The following is a 23055-nucleotide window of genomic DNA, read 5'->3' as shown; positions in this document are numbered from 1 at the left end:
ATTGGTGGATTCTAACGACGTCCAGGCAGACCTCAAGCACGTTCTCTACACCAAGGAACAGATCCAGCAGCGGATTGCAGAACTCGCTGCCCAGATCGACAAGGACTACGAAGGCCGCGAACTGCTCATTGTGGGCGTGCTCAAGGGTGCGGTGATGGTCATGGCCGACCTGGCACGTGCCCTGCACAGCCACGTGTCGATGGACTGGATGGCTGTGTCCTCCTACGGTTCCGGCACCCAGTCCTCGGGAGTTGTCCGCATCCTCAAGGACCTGGACACCGACCTGATGGGCAAGGACGTCCTGATCGTCGAGGACATCATCGACTCCGGCCTCACGCTCTCCTGGCTCAAGACCAATCTGGAATCCCGCGGCACCGCGTCCGTGGAAATCTGCACCGCCTTCCGCAAGCCCACGGCAGCCAAGGTGGAAATCGACGTTAAGTACGTGGGCTACGACATCCCCAACGAGTTCGTGGTGGGCTACGGCCTGGACTACGCCGAAAAGTACCGCAACCTGGACTTCGTGGGCACCCTGGCTCCGCACGTCTACGAGTAAAATTCCCGCGGGACGCCGGGTGCCGGGGCCCCGGCACCCGGCACCTGGGCTCCAAACGCGGGTGTCGCCCGGACGGCGTTGACAGCACGGTCCGCGACGACCTGCCCGTCAGTTCCGGAATCAAGGATCGTATTCCGGGCCGAGCCGGAATCCACCATGACGGTGGTGACGGCCAGGCTGACAGAGGACTCGGTGGCCAGCAGGGCATCCACCTGGGCCGAATAGCACGAGTCGCCGGACGTGGCGCGGACGTCCACGGCAACCACGTGGTTGCTGGACACGAAGTTGCCTGTCCCGGCCGCCAGCCGGATGATGACCGGCGTTGCTCCTGCCGGACGGATGCTTTGAGAGTCGATGGCCTCGGAGAAGTGGTTGCCGATTACCGAGTTGTTGTTCCCGCTGACGCAGAGCAGGCCGGTGAGGTCGTCCAGGCCGTTGTCCACGCCCAGGAAGGGCGTCCAGGGCTCAAGATCACGCAGGAAGTGGTTGGTGGCCACGAGGTTTTCCGAGCTGTCCCCGGCCAGCACCACCATCCCGGGGTAGAACGAGTGCAGGCGGTTGTTGGTGACGCTGGACCGCCGGACGCCGGACAGGTGGACGCTGCTTGAGCCGCGCGGGAAAATGTTGTTCGCGGTGACCAGGAGCCCGCCGTGGTTCTCGGCATGGATCGAGTGTCCCTTGAAGCCGGCTCCAACCAGGTTGTCGGTGATCTTGGATGCCTGTCCCCATCCGCGCAGTTCGATGCAACTGCCGCATTCGGCGATGAAGTTGCCATGGATGGACAGCGCGTCTGCGTGGTAGACAGTGAGGGCGTTTTCCAGGTACACGAAGCCCATGCCGGTGATCCGGAATGAGTCGTTGGCGCTGGCCACGTAGATGCCTGTCTTGCCGTTGACGTAGGTGTTTTCCGGATGCATTCCTGAACCGTCCGCAGCGAAGTGCAGCCCGTCGATGCAGAAGTTGGCGAACTCCACCGAGCTGATCCGCGGATTCCCGGTCCGCTCGATGTAGAAGGCGGCGCCCCGGGCTTCCGCACCGTCCTCCGCGGAGGGAATATCGACGATGATCCGGCTCCCGCCCGGCCACAGCTCATGCAGGTCAGGCCATTCTTCCTCCGGAACGTTGAACCGGATGCTCGATGACGTAAAGCCGTGTCCCGAGCCCTCGATCCGAAGGTAGCTGACGTCGATGAGCACCTGCGTGCGGAGGTGGTAGTCGCCCGGCGGTATGTAGATTACGGCCCCCGGCTTTCCGCCGTTGTCCATATCGCTGGCAGTCTGTCGTTCCTTGATGTCGGCGATGATGCTGTTGATCACTTCACCTACGTCCCTGGCCGGGTTTCCCACGGGCCAGGTGGTGACGTCGTAGCGGTTGCTGTTGTGCATGGCTTCCCTTGCTTCGTGGTGTTCAGGACAGTGCGGAGACGGTGAGCTGCAGTATTGTCGCAGGGCCTCCGGCGGCGGACAGCCAGTTCTCCCGCGCTTCGATGCCGGGGAAGACGAGGTCTGTCAGGAGTGCCGTGCCGCCCTGCGCGAAGACTTCCACCGAGCAATGGTCGACGACGATCTGCAACCTGAGCACGCCGTCCTCGATTGCCAGCGGGGCTGACTCCACCGACGCGAACTTCGCGTGGAAGCGGCTTTCTCCCGACTGCCTACGGTCAAGGACCAGCCGGGAACCGCCCGGCTCGAAGCGAACGATGGTGCCCTCGCTGCCGTCAGCGCTCGCGAAGAGCCGGAACTCAATACGCCTGGCGTTTCCAGGGAGGATCTCCGCCTTGATGACTTGGGCGCTGCCGCGTTCTGCGTCCGGCAGCCGCAGTGCGGAGTCCTGCAGGCCAAGATTGTCCGCGTGCATCAGATTTTTGGAAGCGGGCTGCGCTCCGGTCAAAAAATTTCCGCCCAGGACGGGCTGCTGGACCAGCCGGGCGGAGCCGTCGGCTGCGGTAAGGCGCACTTCGCGGGCGAGCGTCATGGAGGACCGCCAGGGGGCGGTGGGCAGCTGGTTGGCGTAGTCCCAGTTGTTCATCCAGCCGATCATGATGCGCCGGCCCTCGGGGACGTTGCTGAAAGAGACGGAGGCGTAGCAGTCGCGTCCCCAGTCCAGCCACAGGCATTGCTGCAGGGCGGCAGCGGCAGCCGCGGGGTCACCCAGGGCGCTCACCCCGGCCGGCGCGGCAACTGAGGAGGCGTCCGGGACGAACCGCGTGCCGTCGAACTGGCCCACGAAGTACTGGCCCCCGGAGCCTCCCGCGACAGCGCCCGGGTTGACGTTGACGATCAGGACCCATTTGACGTTGTCCGGGTCCCCGTCCACCGCCAGGGGAAAGAGGTCGGGGCATTCCCATTCGCCCTGGTCCGCGTTCATGGGGCCGAAGTCGCTGAGGAAGTCCCAGGTCTTGAGGTCGTCCGAACGGTAGAAGACCACCTTCTGGTGCTGCGCTTCGACCGCCACCATAATCCAGCAGGTGCCCTGCCCGCCCTCGTAGCGGAAGACTTTGGGATCGCGGAAGTGCGCGGAGTTCCGGGCGAGGACAGGGTTGCCGCCGTACTTGTGCCACGTCATGCCCGCGTCGGTGCTGTAGGCCAGGGACTGCGCCTGCGTGCCGTGGTGTTCGGAGGCGGCCTTGTAGGCGCTGGTGTAGATGGCCACGAGGGCAGGTGCGTCCGCGGTGCCGAAGCCGGACGTGTTTCCGTGGTCCACCACCACGGAACCGGAGAAGATGTCCTCGCTTTCGTCGCAGGCAATGGCGACGGGGTGTTCGGTCCAGTGGAGCAGGTCCCGGGAGGTGGCGTGGCCCCAGGACATGTTGCCCCACACGTTGCCGTAGGGGTTGTTCTGGAAGAAGAGGTGGTAGAGCCCGTCGTGGAAGACCAGGCCGTTGGGGTCGTTCAGCCAGGTGTTCCGGGCAGTGAAGTGGATGGCAGGACGGAACCTGGCGGTCTCGGCCGGAGGTGTTTCCGGGCGTGCGGCATCAAGGAAAGTGGACATGTTTGGTGCGGTCCTCTTGGAAAGTGGAAGGGGCTGGGTGCTAGGGCCGGGGGGCCGCGATGGAGTCACGGCGCACCAGCGGACAGCCCAGGATGGTCGGGTGAAGTGCCATGAGGGTCAGGTCTGTCTTCCCTTCGACGGCGTCAATGAGGTGCTCGGTGGCCCAGGCACCCATCTCGTAATGGGGCAGGGCCACGGTGGTGAGGCCAGGGTGGAGGTTCGCGGCGATCAGCTCCTGGTCATCGAAGCCGACCACTGAAAGGTCATCCGGGATGCTGAGTCCCAGCTCGGCGGCGGCGCGGTAGGCTCCCATCGCCATCCGGTCGTTGTAGCAGAACAATGCCGTAGGCATATCGGCCCGGTCCTCGCGTGCGAGGATCCGCCGGGCCGCCTCATAGCCGCCGTGCACTTCGGAGACTGCGGATTCGACGGGTGCCGCCCCGCCGTCGAGCCCTGCTTCGGTCAGCATGGCCCGGAAGGCCTGGAGCCGCTGGCGGGTTGCGGGGACATCATCGGTGTTGTTGATGAAGCCCACCCGGGTGTGGCCTGCTTCGAGTAGCGCACCCACGGCGGCACGCGCACCGCCGTCTTCGTCCGGGATCACGGCTGTGATGTTTCCGCCGCTGGCCACCGAGTCCACCAGGACGGAGGGCACGCTGCCCAGGTTGTCCGGCAGCTCCACGTTGCGGTGGTACATGGTGGCGTAGAGGATGCCGTCCACCCGGCGTTCCAGCAGGGCCTCGACGTCCGCCCGCCGGGATTCCAGGCTCGCCGACCCGGAGGTGTTGATGATCATGAGGCCGTACCCCCGGGCTTTGGCGGCCTCGTCGGCGCCCAAAATGATGCGGCCGGCGTGGGGCGTGGTGGCGATGTCCTCGCTCACCAGCCCCAGCATGCCGGTCCGCTGCGTGCGCAGGGCCTGGGCCAGGCGGTTGGGGCCGTAGCCGAGCTGTTCGGCGGCGGTCTTGACCTTGTCCCTGGTTTCGGGGCTGATCCGGGCGTAGGAAACATCGTTGAGGACGTGGGAGACAGTTGTCACGGAAACGCCGGCGGCGACGGCCACGTCCTTGATGCCGATGTTCTTGTTGCTCATCTGTCTCCCACGTCCTTATGGTTTGTGATGCCCCTGGGGGTTACCAGTAGGCTACTCGTTGCTGCCGGCCTAGCCCTTGACGGCGCCGAGCGTCATCCCTGCCACGATCTTGCGCTGCAGCAGGAGGGTCAGCAGGATGACCGGGATGGAGTACACGGCGGCCAGCGCCGTCATGGATCCCCAGTCCAGGCCGAACTGGGTCTGGAAGTTCGCGATCACCACGGGCGTTGTCTGCGAGCGGATGGCCGTCATGAGGAGGGCGAAGAGGAACTCGTTCCAGGAGGCAAGGAAGGCGAAGATCGCCGTGACGGCGATGCCGCCGGAGACCACCGGAATGACCACCCGCCAGAGGGCGCCGATCCTGCTGCACCCGTCCACGGTTGCCGCCTCCTCCAGGTCCTGCGGGACGGCTTCGAAGAAGCTGGACATCAGCCAGATGGAGAGCGGCAGGGAAATGGTGGTGTGCGCGATGGACAGCGCGACGGGGGTATCGGCCAGGCCCACGGACCCCATCATGGAGGCCAGCGGAATGCCGATCGCCACCGGCGGGACCATGCGCGTCACCAGGGCGGCCATGATGAAGATCCGGCCGCTGAGCGTCTTGTACCTGGTAATGCCGTAGGCGGCGGGAACCGCCAGGACCAGGGACAGCACCGTGCTGATGACCGCCGTCTGGATGCTGTTGATGAACGATGCCGGCACGCCGCTGCGGCCCAAGGCGTTGGCGTAGTTCTCCCGCGTCCACTCCCTCGGCAGGATGGTGGGCGGCACGGCGATGGTGTCGATCGGGGTTTTGAAGGACGTAAACAGCAGGTACAGGAACGGGAAGCCATAGAGCACCAGGGCTGCCGCGAGGAGGATCCACAGCAGGGTCCTGGTGCTGCGCCGCCCGGCCTCAAGCCCTTCCCGGTTGACGCTGCGGCGCTTGCGGGGGTGGACGACGGCGGGTGGCGCAGCAGGTGCCGCAGCCGACTTGGCCGGGGACCCGCCGTCGTGCTTGGTTCGTTCAGCGACGCGCATCAGGTGTCCTTTCCTGGCCGCCAGATGGTGGCCACCGCAAAGAATGCGACAGCGAGCATGGCCAGCAGGTAGAGGGTGCCCATGGCGCTGGCCAGGCCGGGATCGCCGAAGCGGATCATGGTCCGGTAGATCAGCAGGCTCATGGTTTCCGAGGCGGACTGGGGGCCGCCGTTTGTTTGGATGAGGATGGTGTCGAAAGCCCTGGCCGCGTCGATGCCGCGCACCACCAGCGCCACGGCGATGACGGGCCGGAGCAGCGGAAGGATGATCCGGAACAGCAGGGCCGGTGCGCGGGCGCCGTCCAGCCGTGCGGCTTCGATGAGGTCGCCGGGGATGTTCTGGAGCCCGGCGAAGAGCACCAGGCACATGAACGAGGTGGTCAGCCAGATGTCCGGGATCGCCACGGAGAAGAGCACGATGTCCGGGTCGGACAGCCAGCCGATCCGGTTGGGGTTGTCCAGGATGCCGGCCTGGTGCAGGAGGGTTCCGATGAGGCCGAAGTTGTCGATCATCAGGAACTTCCAGAGCAGGCCTGCAACGATCGGGGCGATCATGAGCGGGTACATGAACACGGTCCGCCAGATCTGGGAGCTGCGGCCCAGCATGGTGAACAGCAGCGCCATGCCCAGGCCGAGGGCGAACTCGAGGGTCACCACCACCAGGGTGTAGGCCAGGGTCCGCCAGCCCGCGCCCGTGAAGGCCTCGGAGGCGAAGGCGCGGAAGTAGTTGTCCAGGCCCACGAAGTCGCGGGGGCCGCCGGCGATGGGGGAGATCTTGAAGAAGCTGTCGGCCACGAGGCGGAACAGCGGGAAGGCCACGAATACTGCCAGGAACAGCGCCGCTGGTGCCATCAGGAACAATGCGAAGCGGCGATCGGAAATGCGCACGGTTTTCTCTTCCGCTGGTTGGGGCCGCGGCCGGCACCGGTACACAGGTGCCGGCCGCGGGGGTCTTACTTGAGGAGGTCCTCGATCTGCTTCTTGGCGTCGGCGAGGAGGGTGGCGGAGTCACCGCCGGCAACGGCCTTCTGCAGCATGGGCACCAGGACGGTGTCCACGATCTGCTGCCACTTCTCGGTGGCCGGGCGGGTGGCGGTGGCTTCCCCGTTGAGGGTTTCGATCAGCGGGCCGAAGCTCTCGTAGCCTTCCTTGTCCTGGTACTTCTCGAACGCGGAGATGCGGGAGGCCAGGCCCAGGCTGGATTCAACGCCCATGCTGTTGTGGTCGTAGGCGCACTGCACGAACTTCTTGGCGGCCTCGGTGTTCTTGGTGGCCTTCGGCACGGTGAGGTACCAGGGGCCGGGAACGCCGCCGACGCCGGCGGATCCGGCGATCATGGGGGCTGCGCCCACCTTGCCCGCCACCGGGGAGTCCTTGGGGATCTGCCGGTAGGCGTGGGCCCAGAACCGGGTCATGGCGGTTTTGCCTTGGTTGAACAGGTTCTGCGCTGCGGCCCAGTCGACCTGGGCGGCACCGGCGGGAGCATATTTGGTGAGGCCAACGTAGAAGTCCAGGGCTTCCTTGTGCGCGGCGTTGTCGATGACCACCTTGTCGCCGTCCAGGACCATGGGTGAACCCGCCTGCAGGACGTGGGCCAGCCATTCGGTTTCCACCCCGCCCTTCACGTCGGTGCCGTACATGCCGTCCCTGGTGAAGAACTCTGAGATGTCCTGGTACTGCTTCCACGTGGTGGGGGCAGCCAGTTCGTAGCCGTACTTGGCCTGGAAGCCGGCCTTGTTCTTTTCGTCCTCGAACAGGTCCTTGCGGTACAGGATGATTTCAGCGTTGGTCCAGGCGGGCAGGCCCACGAAGTGCCCGTCCACGTTGGCTTCCTTGACCAGGGCCGGGAAGATGTCCTTCTTCGCCTCGTCGGTGAAGATCTCGTCGATGGGCTGGAGGGCGTCCTTGAAGCTCGGCAGCCACACGGAGTCCAGGGCGGCCACGTCGAAGGAGACGTTGCCGGAGGAGAATTCGCTGGAAAGCCGGTTGAACATGCCGTCATAGGGAAGTTCAACGAAGTTGACGTCCACGCCCGCGTCCTTCTTGCACTGCGCGGCCACGCCGGTCAGTTCGGCGTGGCCGCCGGCTTCGACGAGGACGTTGACGGTGCTGGTGCCGGCGCTTCCGGACGACGCGGCCGGGCCTCCTGCGCCGCACGCCGAGGCGGACAGGGCGACGGCGGTGCAGATGCCGCCGATGGCGAGCCTGCTGATGTACTTACGAGTGGACATCGCTGTCGACTCACTTTCTCTTGAACGGAAATGGTGAGAATGCTTCAGCTGCTGACAAATCGTTTTGCCAAAACGACTTGGCACAAACTTAGAACCGTCTCGAAAGGGTGTCAAGGGATGACCGGAAACTTTACGTCGCGGTTGTACCGCCGGCCGGGGATCCGCCTCCCACCTGCGGCGAAGGGCGGGCATCCCCGCGTACTGCTACGCCCACAGGGAACTTTTGCCCGGAACCATGCGTGATCTACTGCGGACGGTGTATAGCTAGAAGCTGACGCAGCACCATCACGGGCGCAGAGTACTCGCCGTGAAGCACTACCGGAAGGGACGGGGCCAGCCCCGAACAGATGAAAGCTAAGAACTTCTTCAAGGGCCCGGGCATCTGGATCGTCGTTGTGGTCGGCCTGCTCCTGGTGGCTTTTGCAACGCTGGCTCCCGGCGGTGCCGCACGGATTGATACGGACAAGGGCCTGGAGCTGCTTGCCGGAAACGATGTTGAGCAGGCCAAGATCTTCGATGGGGAAAACCGCGTTGACCTGGTCCTGAAGGAGAACCTGGAGGTGGACGGCCAGGACAAGGGCAAGAACGTCCAGTTCTTCTTTGTGGACGCCCGCGCCGAGGCCGTGGTTGACGCCGTCAGCGACGCCAAGCCGGACCAGGGGTTCACCGACCAGCCCATAGAGAACAACTGGTTCTCCGGACTGCTGTCCCTCCTGATCCCCGTGCTCCTGCTGGGTGCGCTCTTCTGGTTCCTGATGACCCGCATGCAGGGCGGCGGCTCCAAAATCATGCAGTTCGGCAAGTCCAAGGCCAAGATGGTCAGCAAGGACATGCCCCAGGTGACGTTCGCGGACGTCGCGGGCTCGGACGAGGCCGTGGAGGAGCTGCAGGAAATCAAGGAATTCCTGCAGGAGCCCGGCAAGTTCCAGGCCGTTGGCGCCAAGATCCCCAAGGGCGTGCTGCTTTATGGCCCTCCCGGCACCGGCAAGACGCTGCTGGCCCGCGCCGTGGCCGGCGAGGCCGGCGTCCCGTTCTTCTCCATCTCCGGCTCGGACTTCGTGGAAATGTTCGTCGGCGTGGGCGCCTCCCGCGTCCGCGACCTGTTTGAGCAGGCCAAGGCCAACTCCCCGGCCATTATCTTCGTGGACGAAATCGACGCCGTAGGCCGGCACCGTGGCGCCGGCATCGGCGGCGGCAACGACGAACGCGAGCAGACCCTGAACCAGCTCCTGGTGGAGATGGACGGCTTCGACGTCAAGACCAACGTGATCCTCATCGCCGCCACGAACCGCCCGGATGTGCTGGACCCCGCGCTCCTGCGCCCCGGCCGCTTCGACCGGCAGATCGGCGTGGAAGCCCCGGACCTGATTGGCCGCAACCAGATCCTGCAGGTACACGCCAAGGGCAAGCCGATGGCGCCCGGCGTGGACCTCAAGGCCGTGGCCAAGAAGACTCCCGGCTACACAGGTGCGGACCTGGCCAACGTGCTGAACGAGGCCGCGCTGCTCACCGCCCGCTCCAACGCCAATCTCATCGATGACCGGGCGCTGGACGAAGCCATCGACCGTGTCATGGCCGGCCCGCAGAAGCGCAGCCGCGTCATGAAGGAACACGAACGCAAGGTCACTGCGTACCACGAAGGCGGTCACGCCCTGGTGGCGGCGGCCCTGCGGAACTCCGCCCCGGTCACCAAGATCACCATCCTGCCCCGCGGCCGCGCCCTGGGTTACACCATGGTGGTGCCGGACAACGACAAGTACTCCGTGACCCGTAACGAACTCCTGGACCAGATGGCCTACGCGATGGGCGGGCGCGTCGCGGAGGAGATCGTGTTCCACGACCCCTCTACCGGTGCATCCAACGACATAGAAAAGGCCACGGGCACCGCGCGGAAGATGGTCACCGAATACGGCATGAGCGAACGCGTGGGCGCTGTCCGCCTGGGCCAGGGAGGTGGCGAGCCGTTCCTGGGCCGCGATGCCGGCCACGAGCGCAACTACTCGGACCAGATCGCCTACGTGGTGGATGAGGAAGTCCGCCGCCTGATCGACCAGGCGCATGACGAGGCCTACGCCATCCTGACGGAGAACCGGGACGTCCTGGACCGCCTGGCACTGGAACTGCTGGAACGCGAAACGCTGAACCAGTCCGAGATCGCCGAGATCTTCACCGACGTCCGCAAGCGCGATTTCCGCGAGGTGTGGCTTTCCAAGGAGACCAGGCCCGTGCAGGAAGCCGGACCGGTGGAGTCCCGCCAGGAGCGTGCAGAACGCGAGGCGCAGGAAGAGGCCAAAAAGGCCCGCCTGGACGAGCCGCTGGACGCCCAGCCGCCGCACGCGCAGGGTGTTCCGGAGGATGCGCCCTTCGAGGGCGGCATCCCCGACTCGGGGCCCGACGCCCATCGCGGCTAAGCTTTTGCTGTGACCCACTTCGACGATGACGACGTTCCCTCCTCCGCCGGCTACCCGGCGCCGGGCGAATCCCACCCCGCAAAACACCACAAGGTGGACCGCCCCCGGATCGAGGCTGCCGTCCGTGAGATCCTCCTGGCCATTGGCGAGGACCCTGACCGCGGCGGCCTGGTTGACACTCCGAGACGGGTGGCCAAAGCGTACGCCGAGGTCTTCGCAGGCCTGCACCTTGACCCTGCCGAGGTCCTGGCAACAACGTTCGACCTGGACCACGAAGAACTCGTCCTGGTCAAGGACATCCCGTTCTATTCCACCTGCGAGCACCACCTGGTGCCTTTCCACGGAGTGGCGCACGTGGGCTACATCCCCTCGCATGACGGCAAGGTCACCGGGCTGAGCAAGCTGGCCCGGCTGGTGGACATCTATGCCCGCCGCCCGCAGGTGCAGGAGCGCCTCACCACTGAAATCGTCGAGGCGATGGTCCGCCACCTGCAGCCGCGGGGCGCGATCGTCGTTGTGGAATGCGAACACATGTGCATGTCAATGCGCGGTATCCGCAAGCCCGGAGCCAAGACCGTCACCAGCGCGGTCCGCGGGCAGCTTCATGACCCGGCCACCCGTGCCGAAGCCATGAGCCTCATCCTCGGAAGGTAACCATCAGACCATGGACTCACTCGCTGCAGCCCCCGGCACGGGCCCCGCAACCTCGCCGCTGCCCATCCTGCGTAAACCGCGCCCGGCAGCGCGCTTCGAAGACCTGCCCACGGACCGCACCCTGGTCATGGGAATCCTGAACGTCACCCCCGACTCCTTCAGCGACGGCGGCAGGCACGCCACCGCGGACACCGCCATCGCGGCGGGCCTCCGGATGTTCTACGCCGGCGCGGACATCATCGACGTCGGCGGGGAATCCACCCGGCCCGGCGCCGAGGACGTCAGCCCCGAAGAGGAACAGCGCCGCGTCATTCCCGTCATCGGGGCCCTGGTCAAGGCGGGCGCCCTGGTCAGCATCGACACCACGCACGCTTCGACGGCGGCAGCCGCCCTGGAAGCCGGCGCGGCCATCATCAACGATGTTTCCGGCCTGACCATCGAACCGGAAATGGTTGAACTCGTGGCCGCGAAGAAGGTCCCGTATATCCTCACCCACCGGCGTGGCGATGCCCGCACCATGAACTCGCTGGCCGAGTACACCGATGTTGCCGGCGAAGTGGCTGCCGAGCTCGCCGGCGTCCGCGACAAGCTGTACGCGGCCGGCGTCAGCCCGGACCAGCTCATCGTGGACCCGGGCCTGGGCTTTGCCAAGAACGACGCCCAGAACTGGGAACTCCTGCAGAACCTGGACCAGCTGGCCGCCATGGGCCACCGCGTCCTGGTGGCAGCGTCCCGCAAGCGCTTCCTTGGCACCCTCCTGACGGTCTCCGGCAAGGCTGCCGCCCCGGAGGAACGCGACAGCGCCACGGCGGCCATCACGGCTGTCTCCGCCGCGCGCGGCGCGTGGGCCGTGCGGGTGCACGACGTCGGTCCCAGCCTTGACGCCGTCAAAGTCGCCGCGCGCATGTCCCCTCCGCGCGCCGCCGGCTAAGAACGCGCCCATGGACAGGATTACGCTGACCGGTGTGACCGCCGTCGGGCATCACGGGGTGTTTGATTTTGAGCGCCGCGAGGGCCAGCCTTTTGTTGTGGACGCAGTGCTGTACCTGGACTTCGCCAAGGCTGCGGAGTCCGACGATGTCCGCGACACCGCGCACTACGGCGAGGTGGCGCAGCGTATTACTGACTGGATCACGGGCGAACCGCTGAACCTGATCGAAGGCCTGGCCGTGCGGATCGCCGAGAGCCTGCTGACGGATTTCCGGCTGCAGGCCGTGGACATCACCGTTCACAAGCCGCAGGCGCCCATCCAGGTTCCGTTCGGTGATGTGTCTGTGACCGTGCACCGGAAGCAGCCCGGCCAAGGGGAGGCGCCATGACCACCGGGTACGTGAAGGCGGTCCTGGCTTTGGGGAGCAACCTGGGTGAGCGCAATGACACCCTCACCGCGGCCGTTGCGGACATTGTGGACCCGCCGGAAGTGCGCCTGCTCGCGGTGTCCCCGGTGGTCCAGACCAAGGCGGTGGGCGGCCCTGCCGGCCAGCCGGACTTCCTGAACATGGTGGTCACGGTGGAAACCAGCCTGACCCCAATGGAGTTGCTGGCCCACTGCCAGGCGGTGGAAAACAAGCATCACCGCGTGCGGGAGGTGCACTGGGGCCCGCGGACGCTGGACGTGGACATCATCACCTACGGCGACACCACCAGCGACGATCCCGTCCTGACCCTGCCCCATCCGCGGGCCGCCGGGCGCGCGTTCGTGCTTTATCCCTGGTCGCTGATCGAACCCGCGGCCACCCTGTACGGGGAACGCATCAGCGTCCTGGCAGCACGGGCCCCGGACTTCGATGACCTGGCGCCCTTTGACGGCTTTGGCGACTTCGACGGCGTTCCCACGGCGGGCGCGGTGGAGGAACGATGAAGCCGGTCAGCCCGCTGCGCCTTATCCTGATCGGCATCATCGTTGCCCTGGCCGGGTGGTCCGCCACGGTACTGACCAGTCGTTATGGGCTCGCCACGCCTGTCCTGCCCGCCACCGCGCTGGCCACTATGGCCGTGATCGTGGTGATCACCCTGGTCCTGGGGCTGAAAATCCTGCGCTGGCGCAACGCCAACAAGCCGGAGAGCAAAGCCAGGAAAACGGTGCTGGACCCGCTCCTGGCGGCCCGCACCCTGATCCTGGCGCAGGCCTGCGCCTACGCGGGCGCGGTGCTCCTGGGCTGGCACGTGGGGATATTCCTGGACCAGGTGCGGATCTGGAGCCTGAACACCAACCAGGGCATCATGTGGCTGGCGCTTGCCATGGCCGCCGGCGGCCTGGTGATGATCGGCGTCGGCCTGGTGGTGGAGCGGATCTGCAGGATCCCGCCCGAGGACGGCGACGCCACCGGACTTGAGGGCAAGCCGGGCCGCCACGTCCGCGGCGAGACCACCGGGGAGGGCGGCTATGCCTACGGAGGCGATTGATCCGCCGGGCATCACCTGGCAGCGGGTCTCGCCAAAGTACGTAACCGTACGCGTCCTGCAGTGGACGCTGGGCAACCTCGCCCTGGTGCTGCTGCTGTCACTGCCGCTGGCGGTCGTGCTGCTGGGCTGGTGGGACTGGCCTCCACTGTGGGCCGCGGCCGCGGTGCCTGTTGTCCTGGTTGCCATGGCGGTGTGGAAGCTGCTGCTGATCCCGCGCCAGGTGCGGGCCATCGGGTACGCGGAACGCGACGACGACCTTCTGATCCGCTCCGGCATCTTCTTCCAGCGCACCTTGGCCGTGCCCTACGGCAGGATGCAGTACGTGGACATTGCGGTAGGGCCTGTGGAAGGCCGGCTGGGCCTGTGCACGCTCAAGCTACATACCGCCGCCCCCGGCACCAACGCGCAGATCCCGGGTCTTCCCGCCGCCGAAGGAGCGCGCCTGCGGGAGCAGCTCGCCGCCCGCGGCGAAGCCAGGCTGGCAGGGCTGTGACCGCTGGCAGCGGAGCCACTGACAACCCGTCCGACGGCGAGTGGCTGCGCGTCCATCCCGCGTCGCCTTTCATCCGCGGCTGGCTGGCGCTGGCTGCCATCGGCTTCTTCTTTGGCCGGGATTTCGTGGAGCGCGCGCTGCAGGGCGGCCCGGTGTTCGACGACGGTTTCGCGGGCCGGGCGCCGTGGCTGCTGGCCGGCGGCGGCACGGTCCTGCTGCTTGCGGTGCTCGGCTTCATCCTCACCTGGTACTTCACCAGGTACCAGGTATCCGGGGGCTTTGTCCGGGTGAACACCGGCTTCATCTTCCGGCAGCAGCGCCAGGCCAGGCTGGACCGGGTCCAGGCGATCGATATTGAACAACCCCTGCTGGCCCGGATCTTCGGCCTGGCGGAACTCAAGTTCGAGGTGGCCGATGCCGGCGAATCAGCAGTGCGGCTGTCCTACCTGAAGATTGCCGAGGCCAGGCAGCTCCGGGCCACCATCCTGGCCCGTGCGTCCGGGGCGCACCCGGGCGGCCATAGCGAAGCCGGCCCCGCCGCCGAGGCGCCGGAACACCCGGTGCTGGCCGTGCCGCCGTCGCGCCTGGCCGGTTCGTTGCTGCTGAGTGAGCAGAGCGTCCTGGTGATCCTGGGTGCCGTCGCATCCGTGGTGCTGTCCGCGCTGGCTGAAAACCAGGGTTTTTACTTCTATCTCATCCCCGCCGCATTGGGGCTGGGGGCCAGTTATTGGCGCCTGTTCAACAAGGGCTACAACTTCACGGCGGCGATATCGCCGGATGGAATCAGGCTGCGGTACGGGCTGCTGGACACCCAGGCGCAGACGCTGCCCCCCGGACGGATCCAGGCGCTGCGGATTGTGCAGCCGCCGTTGTGGCGGCAGCTGGGCTGGTACCGGATGCAGGTCAACGTGGCCGGCTACGGCGCCGCGGACAACGCCGGGGAGGGGTCCTCCCGGACCACGCTGCTGCCCGTGGGGCGGATTGAGCATGTCCTGGCCATGCTCGCGCTGGTGCTGCCGGATCCCGGCACGCCACGGGCAGTGGAGGTGTTCGGGGCCGGGCTGGCGGGCCTGGATTCCGGCGGCGGTTTCGTCACCACGCCGCGCCGGGCCAGGTTCCTTGCGCCGTTCGGCTGGCGGCGGAACGGCTTCACCGCCACGGACACTGCACTGTTGATCCGCTCCGGCCGCTGGTGGCGCGAGCTGGTGGTGGTGCCACACCAGCGCACGCAGTCGATCGCCCTGCAGCAGGGCCCCCTGGCGCGGCGGTTCCGCGTGGCGGACCTGGTGCTGCACACCACCGCGGGGCCGGTGGCGCCCCGGCTGGTGCAGGCCGGCGTTGACCAGGCGCGCGCGCTGTTCGACCAGCAGTCCGCCCGGGCCCGGCTGGCCAGGAAACGCCAGACCACCGAGCAGTGGCTGGCGCAGGTGGCGCCCCCGGAATCCCCTTTCAACCCTTTGCAGGAAGGCCCGCAGCATGGCTAAACCCGGACGCCTTGGCGTCGGAATCATTGGTGCCGGAAAAGTGGGAGCCGTCCTCGGTGCGGCCCTGCGGGCGGCGGAACATGCCGTCGTCGGGGTTTCCGCGGTCTCCGAGGCGAGCCGCGAACGGGCGGAATCGCTGCTCCCGGGTGTTCCCGTGCTGGACGTGCGGGACATCGTGGAACGCGCGGAGCTGGTCCTCCTGGCCGTGCCGGACGACGCCCTGCCCGACCTGGTGGACGGGCTCGCCAAGCTGGGCGCCTGGCAGCCCGGCCAGCTGGTTGCGCATACGTCCGGCCGGTTCGGCGTGGGCGTGCTGCACCCGGTGCGCGCTGCCGGTGCGGTGCCGCTGGCATTGCATCCGGCCATGACCTTTACGGGAATGAGCCTCGACCTGACGCGGCTGCTGGACTGCACCTTTGGCGTCACCGCGGACGCCGCCATGCTTCCGATCGCCCAGGCGCTGGTGGTGGAGATGGGCGCCGAACCCGTCGCCATTGCCGAAGCGGACCGCACCCTTTACCACGCGGCCCTGGCGCACGGTTCGAACCACCTGGTCACCCTGGTGGCGCAGGCGTCGCAGCTGCTCCGGGAGGTCGGCGTCGGGCAGCCGGATCGGATGCTGGGGCCGCTTCTCCGGGCAACGCTGGAGAACGCGCTGGCTTCGGGGGAGTCCGCGCTCACCGGGCCGGTGGCGCGCGGTGACGTGGGAACGGTGGCCGCGCACGCGGCGGCCTTGCGGGAGTACGACGGCGGCGGGCAGGGGGACGTCCTCGAGGCGTACCTTGCGATGGCGCGCGCCACAGCCCGCCGCGCCGAGGGGCGCGGCCTGCTGAAGCCGGATCAGATGAAAGGCCTGCGCCAGGCCCTTGAGGGTAAGGACGACTGATGCCCATCCGCCTCGCCACCACCGTGGCAGACCTCCGTGCCCAGGGAGCCCGGCTCCTGGGCTCCCGGAAGGGAGCTTCGCAGGGACTGGTGCCCACCATGGGTGCGCTCCATGAGGGCCACGCCGCGCTGGCGCGCACCGCCGTCGAACAGAATGACGTTGTGGTGGCCACGATCTTCGTGAACCCGCTGCAGTTCGGCGATGCCGTGGACCTGGACCGGTACCCTCGCACGCTCGAGGCGGACCTGGAACTGTTGGAGGCGCAGGGCGTGGACCTGGTGTTCGCGCCGGCGGTGGAGGAGGTGTACCCGGGCGGTGAGCCGCTGGTGCGGGTCACGTCCGGAAAGCTGGGCGAGAAGTGGGAAGGCGCGTCCCGGCCGGGGCACTTCGACGGGGCGCTGACGGTGGTGGCCAAGCTGCTGCACTACGGCCTCCCCGCGGCCGGGCTGCCGGACGGTGCGGGGCTGCCTGCGTACCGCGCGTACTTCGGCCAAAAGGATGCGCAGCAGCTGGCGCTGGTGCGCCGGATGGCCGCGGACCTGAGCTTCCCGGTGGAGATCGTGGGGGTTCCCACGGTCCGGTCTGCCGAGGGATTGGCCCTGTCCAGCCGAAACCGTTTCCTGTCCGTCGCCGAGCGCGACGCCGCGCTGGTGCTCTCCCGGGCGCTGCGGCTGCTGGAGGCCCGGGCGGCCGCCCGCGAGCCGCTGGACCTGGATTCGGCGGTGGCCATGGTGCAGTCCCAGCCGCTGGTGGAGCTGGACTACTTCGACGTGGTGGATCCGCTGACGCTGGAGCCGCTGGCCGAGAACTGCCGGGAGACCCCGTTCGGCGGCGAGGCCCTTGCGCTGATCGCGGCGAGGGTGGGCCCGGTGCGGCTGATCGACAACGCGCCGCTGGGTTCGTAGCCGCTGGGTTCGTAGCGGCTGCTGAGCGTTCGGGTTCGCGGCAAGACACGGATGAGGGCGCCCTCAGGGGAAGGCGCCCTCATCCAATATGCCGGCTCCGCGGGGTCAGCGCCCGGTTTTCTGCTTCGACGTGTACAGCTCAGGCCGGGCAAGGGACAGCGAACGTTCCTGCTGGCGCTCCAGGCCGGTAAGGCTCAGGTCGAGGTCCGCCCGGAGGATGGCGTCGCCGTGGCCAGCTGAGGCGAGGACGTGCCCGCGCGGGTCCGCGATCAGGGAATGGCCGCAGAAGCCGTTGCCGTTGAGGTTGGCAGCGACCACGAAGATCTGGTTGTCCTGAGCCCGTGCCCTGGAGCGGAGGGTCAGCAGGTGATCGTAACCGTCCCCCACGGCTGAAGGGATGACGATGATCTGTGCCCCTTCCATGGCGAGGGTGGTGGCGATAGCCGGGAAGGCGTGTTCAAAGCAGATCTGCGGTCCGAGGAGGCCTGCCGGGGTTGGCACCACGAACAGTTCGTTGCCGGGCTTGAACCGGTCGAACTCAGTGGGGAATAGATGGCTCTTGCGGTACGGGACCGCATCGCCTGCGGGTGTCACCGTCACTGCGGTGTCGTAGAGGTTGCCGTCCTCACCCCGTTCCAGTAGGCCAACGACGACGGTGAAGTCTTTTTCCGCCGCGATTTCCTTGGTCATTTCGACGGTAGGGCCGTCAAGCGGCTCGCTGAGCTGCGCACCGATCTCGTCGATCATCTTGAGGTCATAGCCGGAGATGAACAGTTCCGGGGTGACCACCAGGTCGGCGTCGCCCAGGCCGAGCAGGGCATCGCGGTACGCGGCACGGTTACCGTCCAGGTCGCCGTTGGGCAGTTCCAGCTGGAGGATAGCGGCACGAACGCTCTGGCCGGATGGTGGGTTCATGGGTCTAACCTTTCACTGCGCCGGCGTAGAGCCCGCGGACGTAATAGCGGTTGAGCAGTGCAAAAAGCAGCAGCGGGGGGATGATGGCGAGGATGGAGCCTGAGGAAATCAGGTCGTCCTGGTTCAGCTGGGGGGCCTGGAGGTTGGCCAGACCAACGGTCAGCGGCCGGTGGTCACTGTCAAGCAGAGTGAGGCCCATCAGGAGGTCGTTCCAGACAAAGACGAAGTCGATGATGATGAAGGACACGATGCCGGGGACGGCCAGGGGGAGGGCGATCCGGCGGAATGCGTCGAATTCGCTCGCGCCGTCTATCCGTGCGGATTCCAGGATCTCTTCGGGGATCTGGGAGAAGAACCCGATGAGCATGAACAGTGCCCAGCCGGCGCCGAAGGCGGTGTGCACCAGGGCGATGCCAAGGAACTGCGCCGGTCCCTCATTGAGGTTGAGGGTCCGGAACCAGGGAACCAGCGGGATCAGGATGATCTGTACCGGAACGATCATGGTGGTGATCAGCAGGAAGTACAGGAGTCCCTTGAGGCGGAACTTCATCCGCGCGAAGGCGTAGGCCGCCGACGTTCCCAGGACCACCGTCAGGGCCACCGAGCTGATCGAGATGATGAAACTGTTGAACGTGTAGGTGGACAGCCCCTCCCGCCAGGCCCGTCCGTAGTTCTCCAGCGTGGCGGTGGAGAAGTCGGCGCGCCACCAGCCGGCGCCGCTCTGGTCGAGCGGAAGGATGGATATCATCGCAGCGGTGGCAACGGGCACCAGCCACAGGATGCTGGCAACGGTCAGGATGCCGTAAAGGGCAAACACGGCCCATTTACTTTGCCTCATTGCTGTTCCTTCAGGGTTGCGCGGATGTAGGGGAGCGAAATGGCAATCATGAAGACGGACATAAGTACGGCAATGGCCGCCGCCAGCCCGCCCTGAGGGGTGTCCAGGTACTGGAACACCTGGCGCCACAGCAGCATGGCAAGCACTTCGGTGTCCTTCGCCGGGCCGCCTGCCGTGGTGACCAGGACGATGTCGAACGTCCGCAGGGCGAAGATCACGCTGACCACTGCCACAACTACGATGGACGGGCGGAGGCTGGGGATCACCACATGGCGGATCAGCTGGGACTGCTTTGCGCCGTCCACGCGGGCTGCGTCAAGCAGTTCTGCGGGCACGGAGGTCAGGCCGGCAGTGAACGTAATGACGCCGAAGCCTGCGAAGGCCCATACCGCCGGAATGATTACGAAGAGGTTGGCGAATCGGATGTCGGCCATTCCCAGGTGCAGGACGCCCGGGTTGGAGAGCCACTGGCCGGCGTGCACCTCCAGCGGCCCAAAGGTGAAGGAGGCGTCCGCCAGGCCGAAGAGCCCCAGGAACGCATTCAGCACACCCTTGTTCGGATCCGGGTTGTAGATGAAGGACCAGATGATGCCTGCGGCCGAAAGCGAGATGGTCATGGGCAGGATGAAGATGCTCCGGAATATTCCGGAGCCCCGGCGGGCATTCCACACGAGCAGCGCCAGGGGAAAGGACACCGCCAGGACAAGTCCGGGGAAGACCACCAGCCAGATGGCGCTGTTCAGGGCCGCGTTCCAGAAGTCGGCGCTGGTCAGGGTTGAGGCGTAGTTCTCCATCCCTACGTATTCCCAGTCGGCCGGGGCATTGATCTGCCACGGGTTGAGCATGCCCCAGGTGAAGAAGCTGGAGGTCACCGTGCTGAACGCGGGCCACAGGTAGAAGCCCAGGAACACCAGGAGGATGGGACCGATAAAAAGGTACGGCGTGAGCGCGGACCGGCCAGGCTTTCCGGGCCGGCGGCCGGCCGGGGCCTTCTTGCGAAAGGCCCCGGCCCCCTTTTGCACGCTCGTCGTGTCTTCTTTGGGGATGACAGTCACAATTATCCGTTCGAGCGGGTGTCGGCTGTCTTCATGGTCTCGATGAAGGCATCGGCATCCTGGGAGCGCACCAGTTCAACAAGGGCGTTGCGGTACTTGCTCTGCAGCTCCCCGCCGATCCAGTCATCCAGGTCGTAGCCGGCCTGGCCTGCGGCGTCCTTCGGCCAGAGCTCTGCTGCGGCCTTGTCATTGGGCGTGGGGTAGACGCTCGCCGGAACCTTCATGTTGGGCGCGATGTAGCCGCCCTTCTTCGCCCAGATCGTCTGGGCGTCAACGGATCCGAGGTACTCCAGGAATGCCATGGTTGCCACCGGGTTCTTGGACTTCTTGGCTCCGACAAAGAGGTCGCCACTGACAGCCTGCGCAGGCTTTTCGGTTCCCTCGAAGGCGGGCAGGGTGAAGAAGCTGTAATCAGTGCCCGGCTTGAGCTTCGAGTCGCAGGAGGGCACGATTCCGTTGACGAATGCGCCGTTGTTGGCGAACGCGTTCTTTCCGGTCACCCAGCCGCAGGTCTCGTCGGAGAAGCCCGTGTCGAGGGCGTTCTTGGGCCAGTAGTTGCGGATCATGTCCGCCAGCACCTTGACGCCCTTGGCGATGTCCGCGTCGTCCCAGCCGATCTCACCGCGTGCCAGCTGGTTGAACTTCTCCTCGCCGGCCACGTTCAGCAGGATCGGGTCCATCCACTGGGTGGGAACCCAGACGTCCTTGGCTCCGACGCTGAAGGGGGACTGCCCTGTGGCCTTGTACTTGTCCAGCGTGGCCGTAAGCTCCGACCAGGTCGCCGGCGGGGCAGTCAGGCCCAGTGACTTGGCCTTGGCGGTGGTGTGCCAGATCAGGCCGTTGACGTTGCCCTTGACGTAGACGGCCTCGGTCTTGCCCTCGGCTCCTGCCGCGATTGCGCGCAGGGAATCGTTGTATTCGCCGTTCTTGATCCATTCATCCCACAGGGTGTCCACCTCCATCAGGAGACCCTGCTTGGAAAGCTGGCGCACCATGCCGGGCAATGCCACGGCGGCGTCCGGAGGGCTTCCCGCGGCGAACTGCTGGGTCAGGACCGACTGCGTCTGGTCGAACGGCACGCTGTCCACCTTCACGGAGACGTCGGGGTACTTCGCCTCGAAGCCCTCCACCATGGCTCCGAAGGCTTCCGCCTCGGGTCCGCTCCAGTTGGAGAGGACCCGGATCTCACCCTTTGGCGGCCCGTCGGTCTTGGCGGTCTCGGACCCTGCGCCGCACCCAGTGGCGCCGAAGCCGAGGGCGAGTGTTGCGAAAGCGGCAACCGCCGCGCGGCGCGCTCGTAACTTGATCATCTGTATCTCCGTCGAAGCAGTGGTATTTGTCATTGCGTAGTGACAAATATGAGGTCGCTCACGTGCTGATGTCAAGGCGGGTAGAAGGTCGGGCCGGGAAAATGGGGGTTTCGGCGTGCCGCGGGGTGCCGCGTTGGCTTATTTGCCCGCTACGGGCAGCCCGGTGATGGCGGAGATCAGTTCGGCGGTGTACTCGCTCGCCGCGGTCGGGCTGATCCGCACCAGGATGATGTCTGCCAGCAGCTTCTGCAGCTGTTGGGAAACGCGGTCGTAGGACGGCACGGCCGGGCGGACCACGGCTCCTTCGAGCATCGCGGCGGACTTTCCCAGCAGTGAGTTGTCATCAGCCACCAGTGGAACCACCGAGGTCCGCGTGGGTATCTGCCCTGTTGAGCGGGCCATGCGTGCCTGCGCGTCCGAGGACAGGAGGGCCCGGATCACATGAAGGGCGAGGTCCGGCCGCTTGCCTTGCCTGAAAATGCCCAGGGCCATGCCGCCGGCAAGGTTGGCGCGGCTGCCCGAGGGGCCGGCGGGCATCGGGATGAATCCGAACCGGCGCCACGCACTTTCCTGGTCCAGGCCGGCCACCCCGGCAAGCGCGGGCAGTTCATAGCTGCCGGCCAGGGCAAAGGCGGCCTGGCCGGAGGCCAGAAGCTGGACGGGACGCTCGCGGGCAAAGTTGACTGACTCCTTCGCGATGGCGCCCTGGACCACAAGTTCCTGCAGGTACTCCAGGGTCTGCACCAGCCGGTCCCGGTCCGGCAGGACTCCTGCCGGCCCGATGATGCGCGCCCCGTTCGAGGCAAGGAGGGCCAGGAGGCAATAGGTTGCCGCCTCGCCGGCGGCGGGCCCGCCGGGCAGGACCAGCGGGGAAGGGGTGCCCTTCACGGCGAGCAGGGCGCAGGCGGCTGCCAGCTCACCCCAGGTGTCGGGCGGAGCGATACCGGCAGCGGCCAGGGCCTCGCGGTCAAACCAAAGGCCGGCCACGTCGGCCTCGAGCTGGACAGCCACGGAAGCGCCGTCCACGGCCTGGGAGGTGACGAACACCTGTGCAAAGAGCTTTCGGTACTGGTCCCGCGCCCATCCGGAATCGATGTCGTCGATTCTCCGGAAATAGCCGGCGGTGGCAAATTCGGGCACCCAGACGGAGTCCACCAGGGCGATGTCCGGAGCCTCGCCGCTCGCCACCGCCTCCGTGAGGTGGTCGTGGAGGCCGCCCAGGGGCACCACGGTCATCGAGAGTGCGACGTCGGTGGGGGCTTCGGCGCGGATCAGCTTGGCCCAGGGTCCTTCCGGCACTACGGCCGTCAGTTCGCGGACACCCGCATGCCTCTCGAGCCATTCCGGAGCCACGAACGTGCCTCGGCGTCGGTGCCTGACCACCACTCCTTCTGCTGCGAGTGCGGCGAGTGCGCGGTGTACCGGCGTCCTGCTCAGCCCGTAGGTGGTGCACAGCTCCGACTCGGTGGGCAACTGCCCCTCGGCCCCGTAGCGCCCGCTCAGGATCAGCTGAATGAGGTGTGCCTTCAGCTGTTCGTAGACAGGAATGGGCCGGCTCGGATCGACGGCAGGCCACTCGGCGGCCATGGGAAACTTCCTTACTCGCAATGATTTCGACGGCGCCGGCAGGGGTGCCCTGCGCCTAAACATCTTTACATTGACCGGGCAGCCCAGGCGTCCTTCGCCGCGAATGCATTGACAGTCAGCATCTTTTGTCTGATGCTTATACGAAAGTTTACGGCGGAATCTCCGCTTCGGCTTCTCCGCTCCCGCCCCGGCTTATCGCCCCCGCTACCCTTCCCGGCCCC

The 23055-nt window shown here is 66.5% G+C and carries 22 protein-coding genes; 11 read left to right on the top strand and 11 right to left on the bottom strand.

Features of this window, described 5'->3' with window-relative positions:
- Window positions 1–4: 4 nt before the first annotated feature.
- Complete coding sequence (hpt, locus tag ACIQCM_RS11225; RefSeq protein WP_059388924.1) at window positions 5–556, top strand: hypoxanthine phosphoribosyltransferase; 552 nt, start codon at window positions 5–7, stop codon at window positions 554–556.
- On the opposite strand, the gene ACIQCM_RS11220 is transcribed toward hpt, so the two are convergent.
- The 6 genes from ACIQCM_RS11220 to ACIQCM_RS11195 form a co-directional block, all read right to left on the bottom strand.
- Entirely contained in the window at window positions 547–1941 is a 1395-nt protein-coding gene (locus ACIQCM_RS11220; RefSeq protein WP_400607728.1) for a NosD domain-containing protein, read from the bottom strand. The genes hpt and ACIQCM_RS11220 overlap by 10 nt on opposite strands.
- Before the next feature lie 22 nt (window positions 1942–1963).
- Window positions 1964–3547 (bottom strand): glycoside hydrolase family 32 protein, encoded by a 1584-nt coding sequence (locus ACIQCM_RS11215; protein WP_400607726.1) that lies wholly within the window; start codon window positions 3545–3547, stop codon window positions 1964–1966.
- A gap of 40 nt (window positions 3548–3587) precedes the next feature.
- Window positions 3588–4640: a LacI family DNA-binding transcriptional regulator gene (locus ACIQCM_RS11210; protein ID WP_400607725.1), complete on the bottom strand. Its 1053-nt coding sequence runs from the start codon at window positions 4638–4640 to the stop codon at window positions 3588–3590.
- 69 nt (window positions 4641–4709) lie between these two features.
- Window positions 4710–5660, bottom strand: coding sequence for a carbohydrate ABC transporter permease (locus tag ACIQCM_RS11205; RefSeq protein ID WP_400607722.1), 951 nt, complete (start codon window positions 5658–5660; stop codon window positions 4710–4712).
- The gene (locus ACIQCM_RS11200; protein WP_400607719.1) at window positions 5660–6547 is read right to left on the bottom strand and encodes a carbohydrate ABC transporter permease; all 888 of its coding nucleotides are present in this window, start codon (window positions 6545–6547) and stop codon (window positions 5660–5662) included. The genes ACIQCM_RS11205 and ACIQCM_RS11200 overlap by 1 nt, the downstream gene beginning before the upstream one ends.
- A gap of 65 nt (window positions 6548–6612) precedes the next feature.
- Complete coding sequence (locus ACIQCM_RS11195; protein ID WP_400607716.1) at window positions 6613–7890, bottom strand: ABC transporter substrate-binding protein; 1278 nt, start codon at window positions 7888–7890, stop codon at window positions 6613–6615.
- A gap of 347 nt (window positions 7891–8237) precedes the next feature.
- Between ACIQCM_RS11195 and ftsH the strand changes: the two genes are divergently transcribed.
- Genes ftsH through panC form a run of 10 tightly spaced genes read left to right on the top strand, consistent with a single transcriptional unit; the run spans window position 8238 to window position 17129 of the window.
- The gene (gene ftsH / locus ACIQCM_RS11190) at window positions 8238–10301 is read left to right on the top strand and encodes an ATP-dependent zinc metalloprotease FtsH (RefSeq protein ID WP_400607714.1); all 2064 of its coding nucleotides are present in this window, start codon (window positions 8238–8240) and stop codon (window positions 10299–10301) included.
- A 9-nt stretch (window positions 10302–10310) separates the two neighbouring features.
- Window positions 10311–10955, top strand: a complete 645-nt coding sequence (folE, locus tag ACIQCM_RS11185) for a GTP cyclohydrolase I FolE (protein ID WP_400607711.1) — start codon at window positions 10311–10313, stop codon at window positions 10953–10955.
- 10 nt (window positions 10956–10965) lie between these two features.
- Window positions 10966–11886 (top strand): dihydropteroate synthase, encoded by a 921-nt coding sequence (gene folP, locus ACIQCM_RS11180; RefSeq protein ID WP_400607708.1) that lies wholly within the window; start codon window positions 10966–10968, stop codon window positions 11884–11886.
- Between the two features lie 10 nt (window positions 11887–11896).
- Complete coding sequence (gene folB, locus ACIQCM_RS11175; protein WP_400607706.1) at window positions 11897–12274, top strand: dihydroneopterin aldolase; 378 nt, start codon at window positions 11897–11899, stop codon at window positions 12272–12274.
- A complete protein-coding gene (gene folK, locus ACIQCM_RS11170) occupies window positions 12271–12816 on the top strand; it encodes a 2-amino-4-hydroxy-6-hydroxymethyldihydropteridine diphosphokinase (RefSeq protein ID WP_400607703.1) in 546 nt (181 codons plus the stop codon). Before folB ends, folK begins: the two co-directional genes overlap by 4 nt.
- Window positions 12813–13361, top strand: coding sequence for a DUF3180 domain-containing protein (locus ACIQCM_RS11165; RefSeq protein WP_400607700.1), 549 nt, complete (start codon window positions 12813–12815; stop codon window positions 13359–13361). Before folK ends, ACIQCM_RS11165 begins: the two co-directional genes overlap by 4 nt.
- Window positions 13342–13854 (top strand): PH domain-containing protein, encoded by a 513-nt coding sequence (locus ACIQCM_RS11160; RefSeq protein ID WP_400607698.1) that lies wholly within the window; start codon window positions 13342–13344, stop codon window positions 13852–13854. Before ACIQCM_RS11165 ends, ACIQCM_RS11160 begins: the two co-directional genes overlap by 20 nt.
- Entirely contained in the window at window positions 13851–15338 is a 1488-nt protein-coding gene (locus ACIQCM_RS11155) for a PH domain-containing protein (protein ID WP_400607696.1), read from the top strand. Before ACIQCM_RS11160 ends, ACIQCM_RS11155 begins: the two co-directional genes overlap by 4 nt.
- On the top strand, window positions 15331–16224 hold the full coding sequence (locus ACIQCM_RS11150) for a Rossmann-like and DUF2520 domain-containing protein (protein WP_400607695.1): 894 nt from the start codon (window positions 15331–15333) through the stop codon (window positions 16222–16224). Before ACIQCM_RS11155 ends, ACIQCM_RS11150 begins: the two co-directional genes overlap by 8 nt.
- A complete protein-coding gene (panC, locus tag ACIQCM_RS11145; RefSeq protein ID WP_400607692.1) occupies window positions 16224–17129 on the top strand; it encodes a pantoate--beta-alanine ligase in 906 nt (301 codons plus the stop codon). The genes ACIQCM_RS11150 and panC overlap by 1 nt, the downstream gene beginning before the upstream one ends.
- A gap of 105 nt (window positions 17130–17234) precedes the next feature.
- Here panC and ACIQCM_RS11140 read toward each other — a convergent pair whose 3' ends face one another.
- The 5 genes from ACIQCM_RS11140 to ACIQCM_RS11120 form a co-directional block, all read right to left on the bottom strand.
- Complete coding sequence (locus tag ACIQCM_RS11140; protein WP_400607690.1) at window positions 17235–18044, bottom strand: carbon-nitrogen hydrolase family protein; 810 nt, start codon at window positions 18042–18044, stop codon at window positions 17235–17237.
- Between the two features lie 4 nt (window positions 18045–18048).
- Entirely contained in the window at window positions 18049–18882 is an 834-nt protein-coding gene (locus tag ACIQCM_RS11135; protein ID WP_400607687.1) for a carbohydrate ABC transporter permease, read from the bottom strand.
- Complete coding sequence (locus ACIQCM_RS11130) at window positions 18879–19937, bottom strand: carbohydrate ABC transporter permease (RefSeq protein ID WP_400607684.1); 1059 nt, start codon at window positions 19935–19937, stop codon at window positions 18879–18881. The genes ACIQCM_RS11135 and ACIQCM_RS11130 overlap by 4 nt, the downstream gene beginning before the upstream one ends.
- Before the next feature lie 2 nt (window positions 19938–19939).
- Entirely contained in the window at window positions 19940–21247 is a 1308-nt protein-coding gene (locus ACIQCM_RS11125; RefSeq protein WP_400607682.1) for an extracellular solute-binding protein, read from the bottom strand.
- A 138-nt stretch (window positions 21248–21385) separates the two neighbouring features.
- Window positions 21386–22834, bottom strand: a complete 1449-nt coding sequence (locus ACIQCM_RS11120) for an extracellular solute-binding protein (protein ID WP_400607679.1) — start codon at window positions 22832–22834, stop codon at window positions 21386–21388.
- Window positions 22835–23055 lie beyond the last annotated feature (221 nt).

The organism is Pseudarthrobacter sp. NPDC092439 (assembly GCF_044754945.1).
Lineage (GTDB): Bacteria > Actinomycetota > Actinomycetes > Actinomycetales > Micrococcaceae > Arthrobacter.
This window is presented reverse-complemented; position numbering and strand designations above follow the sequence as displayed.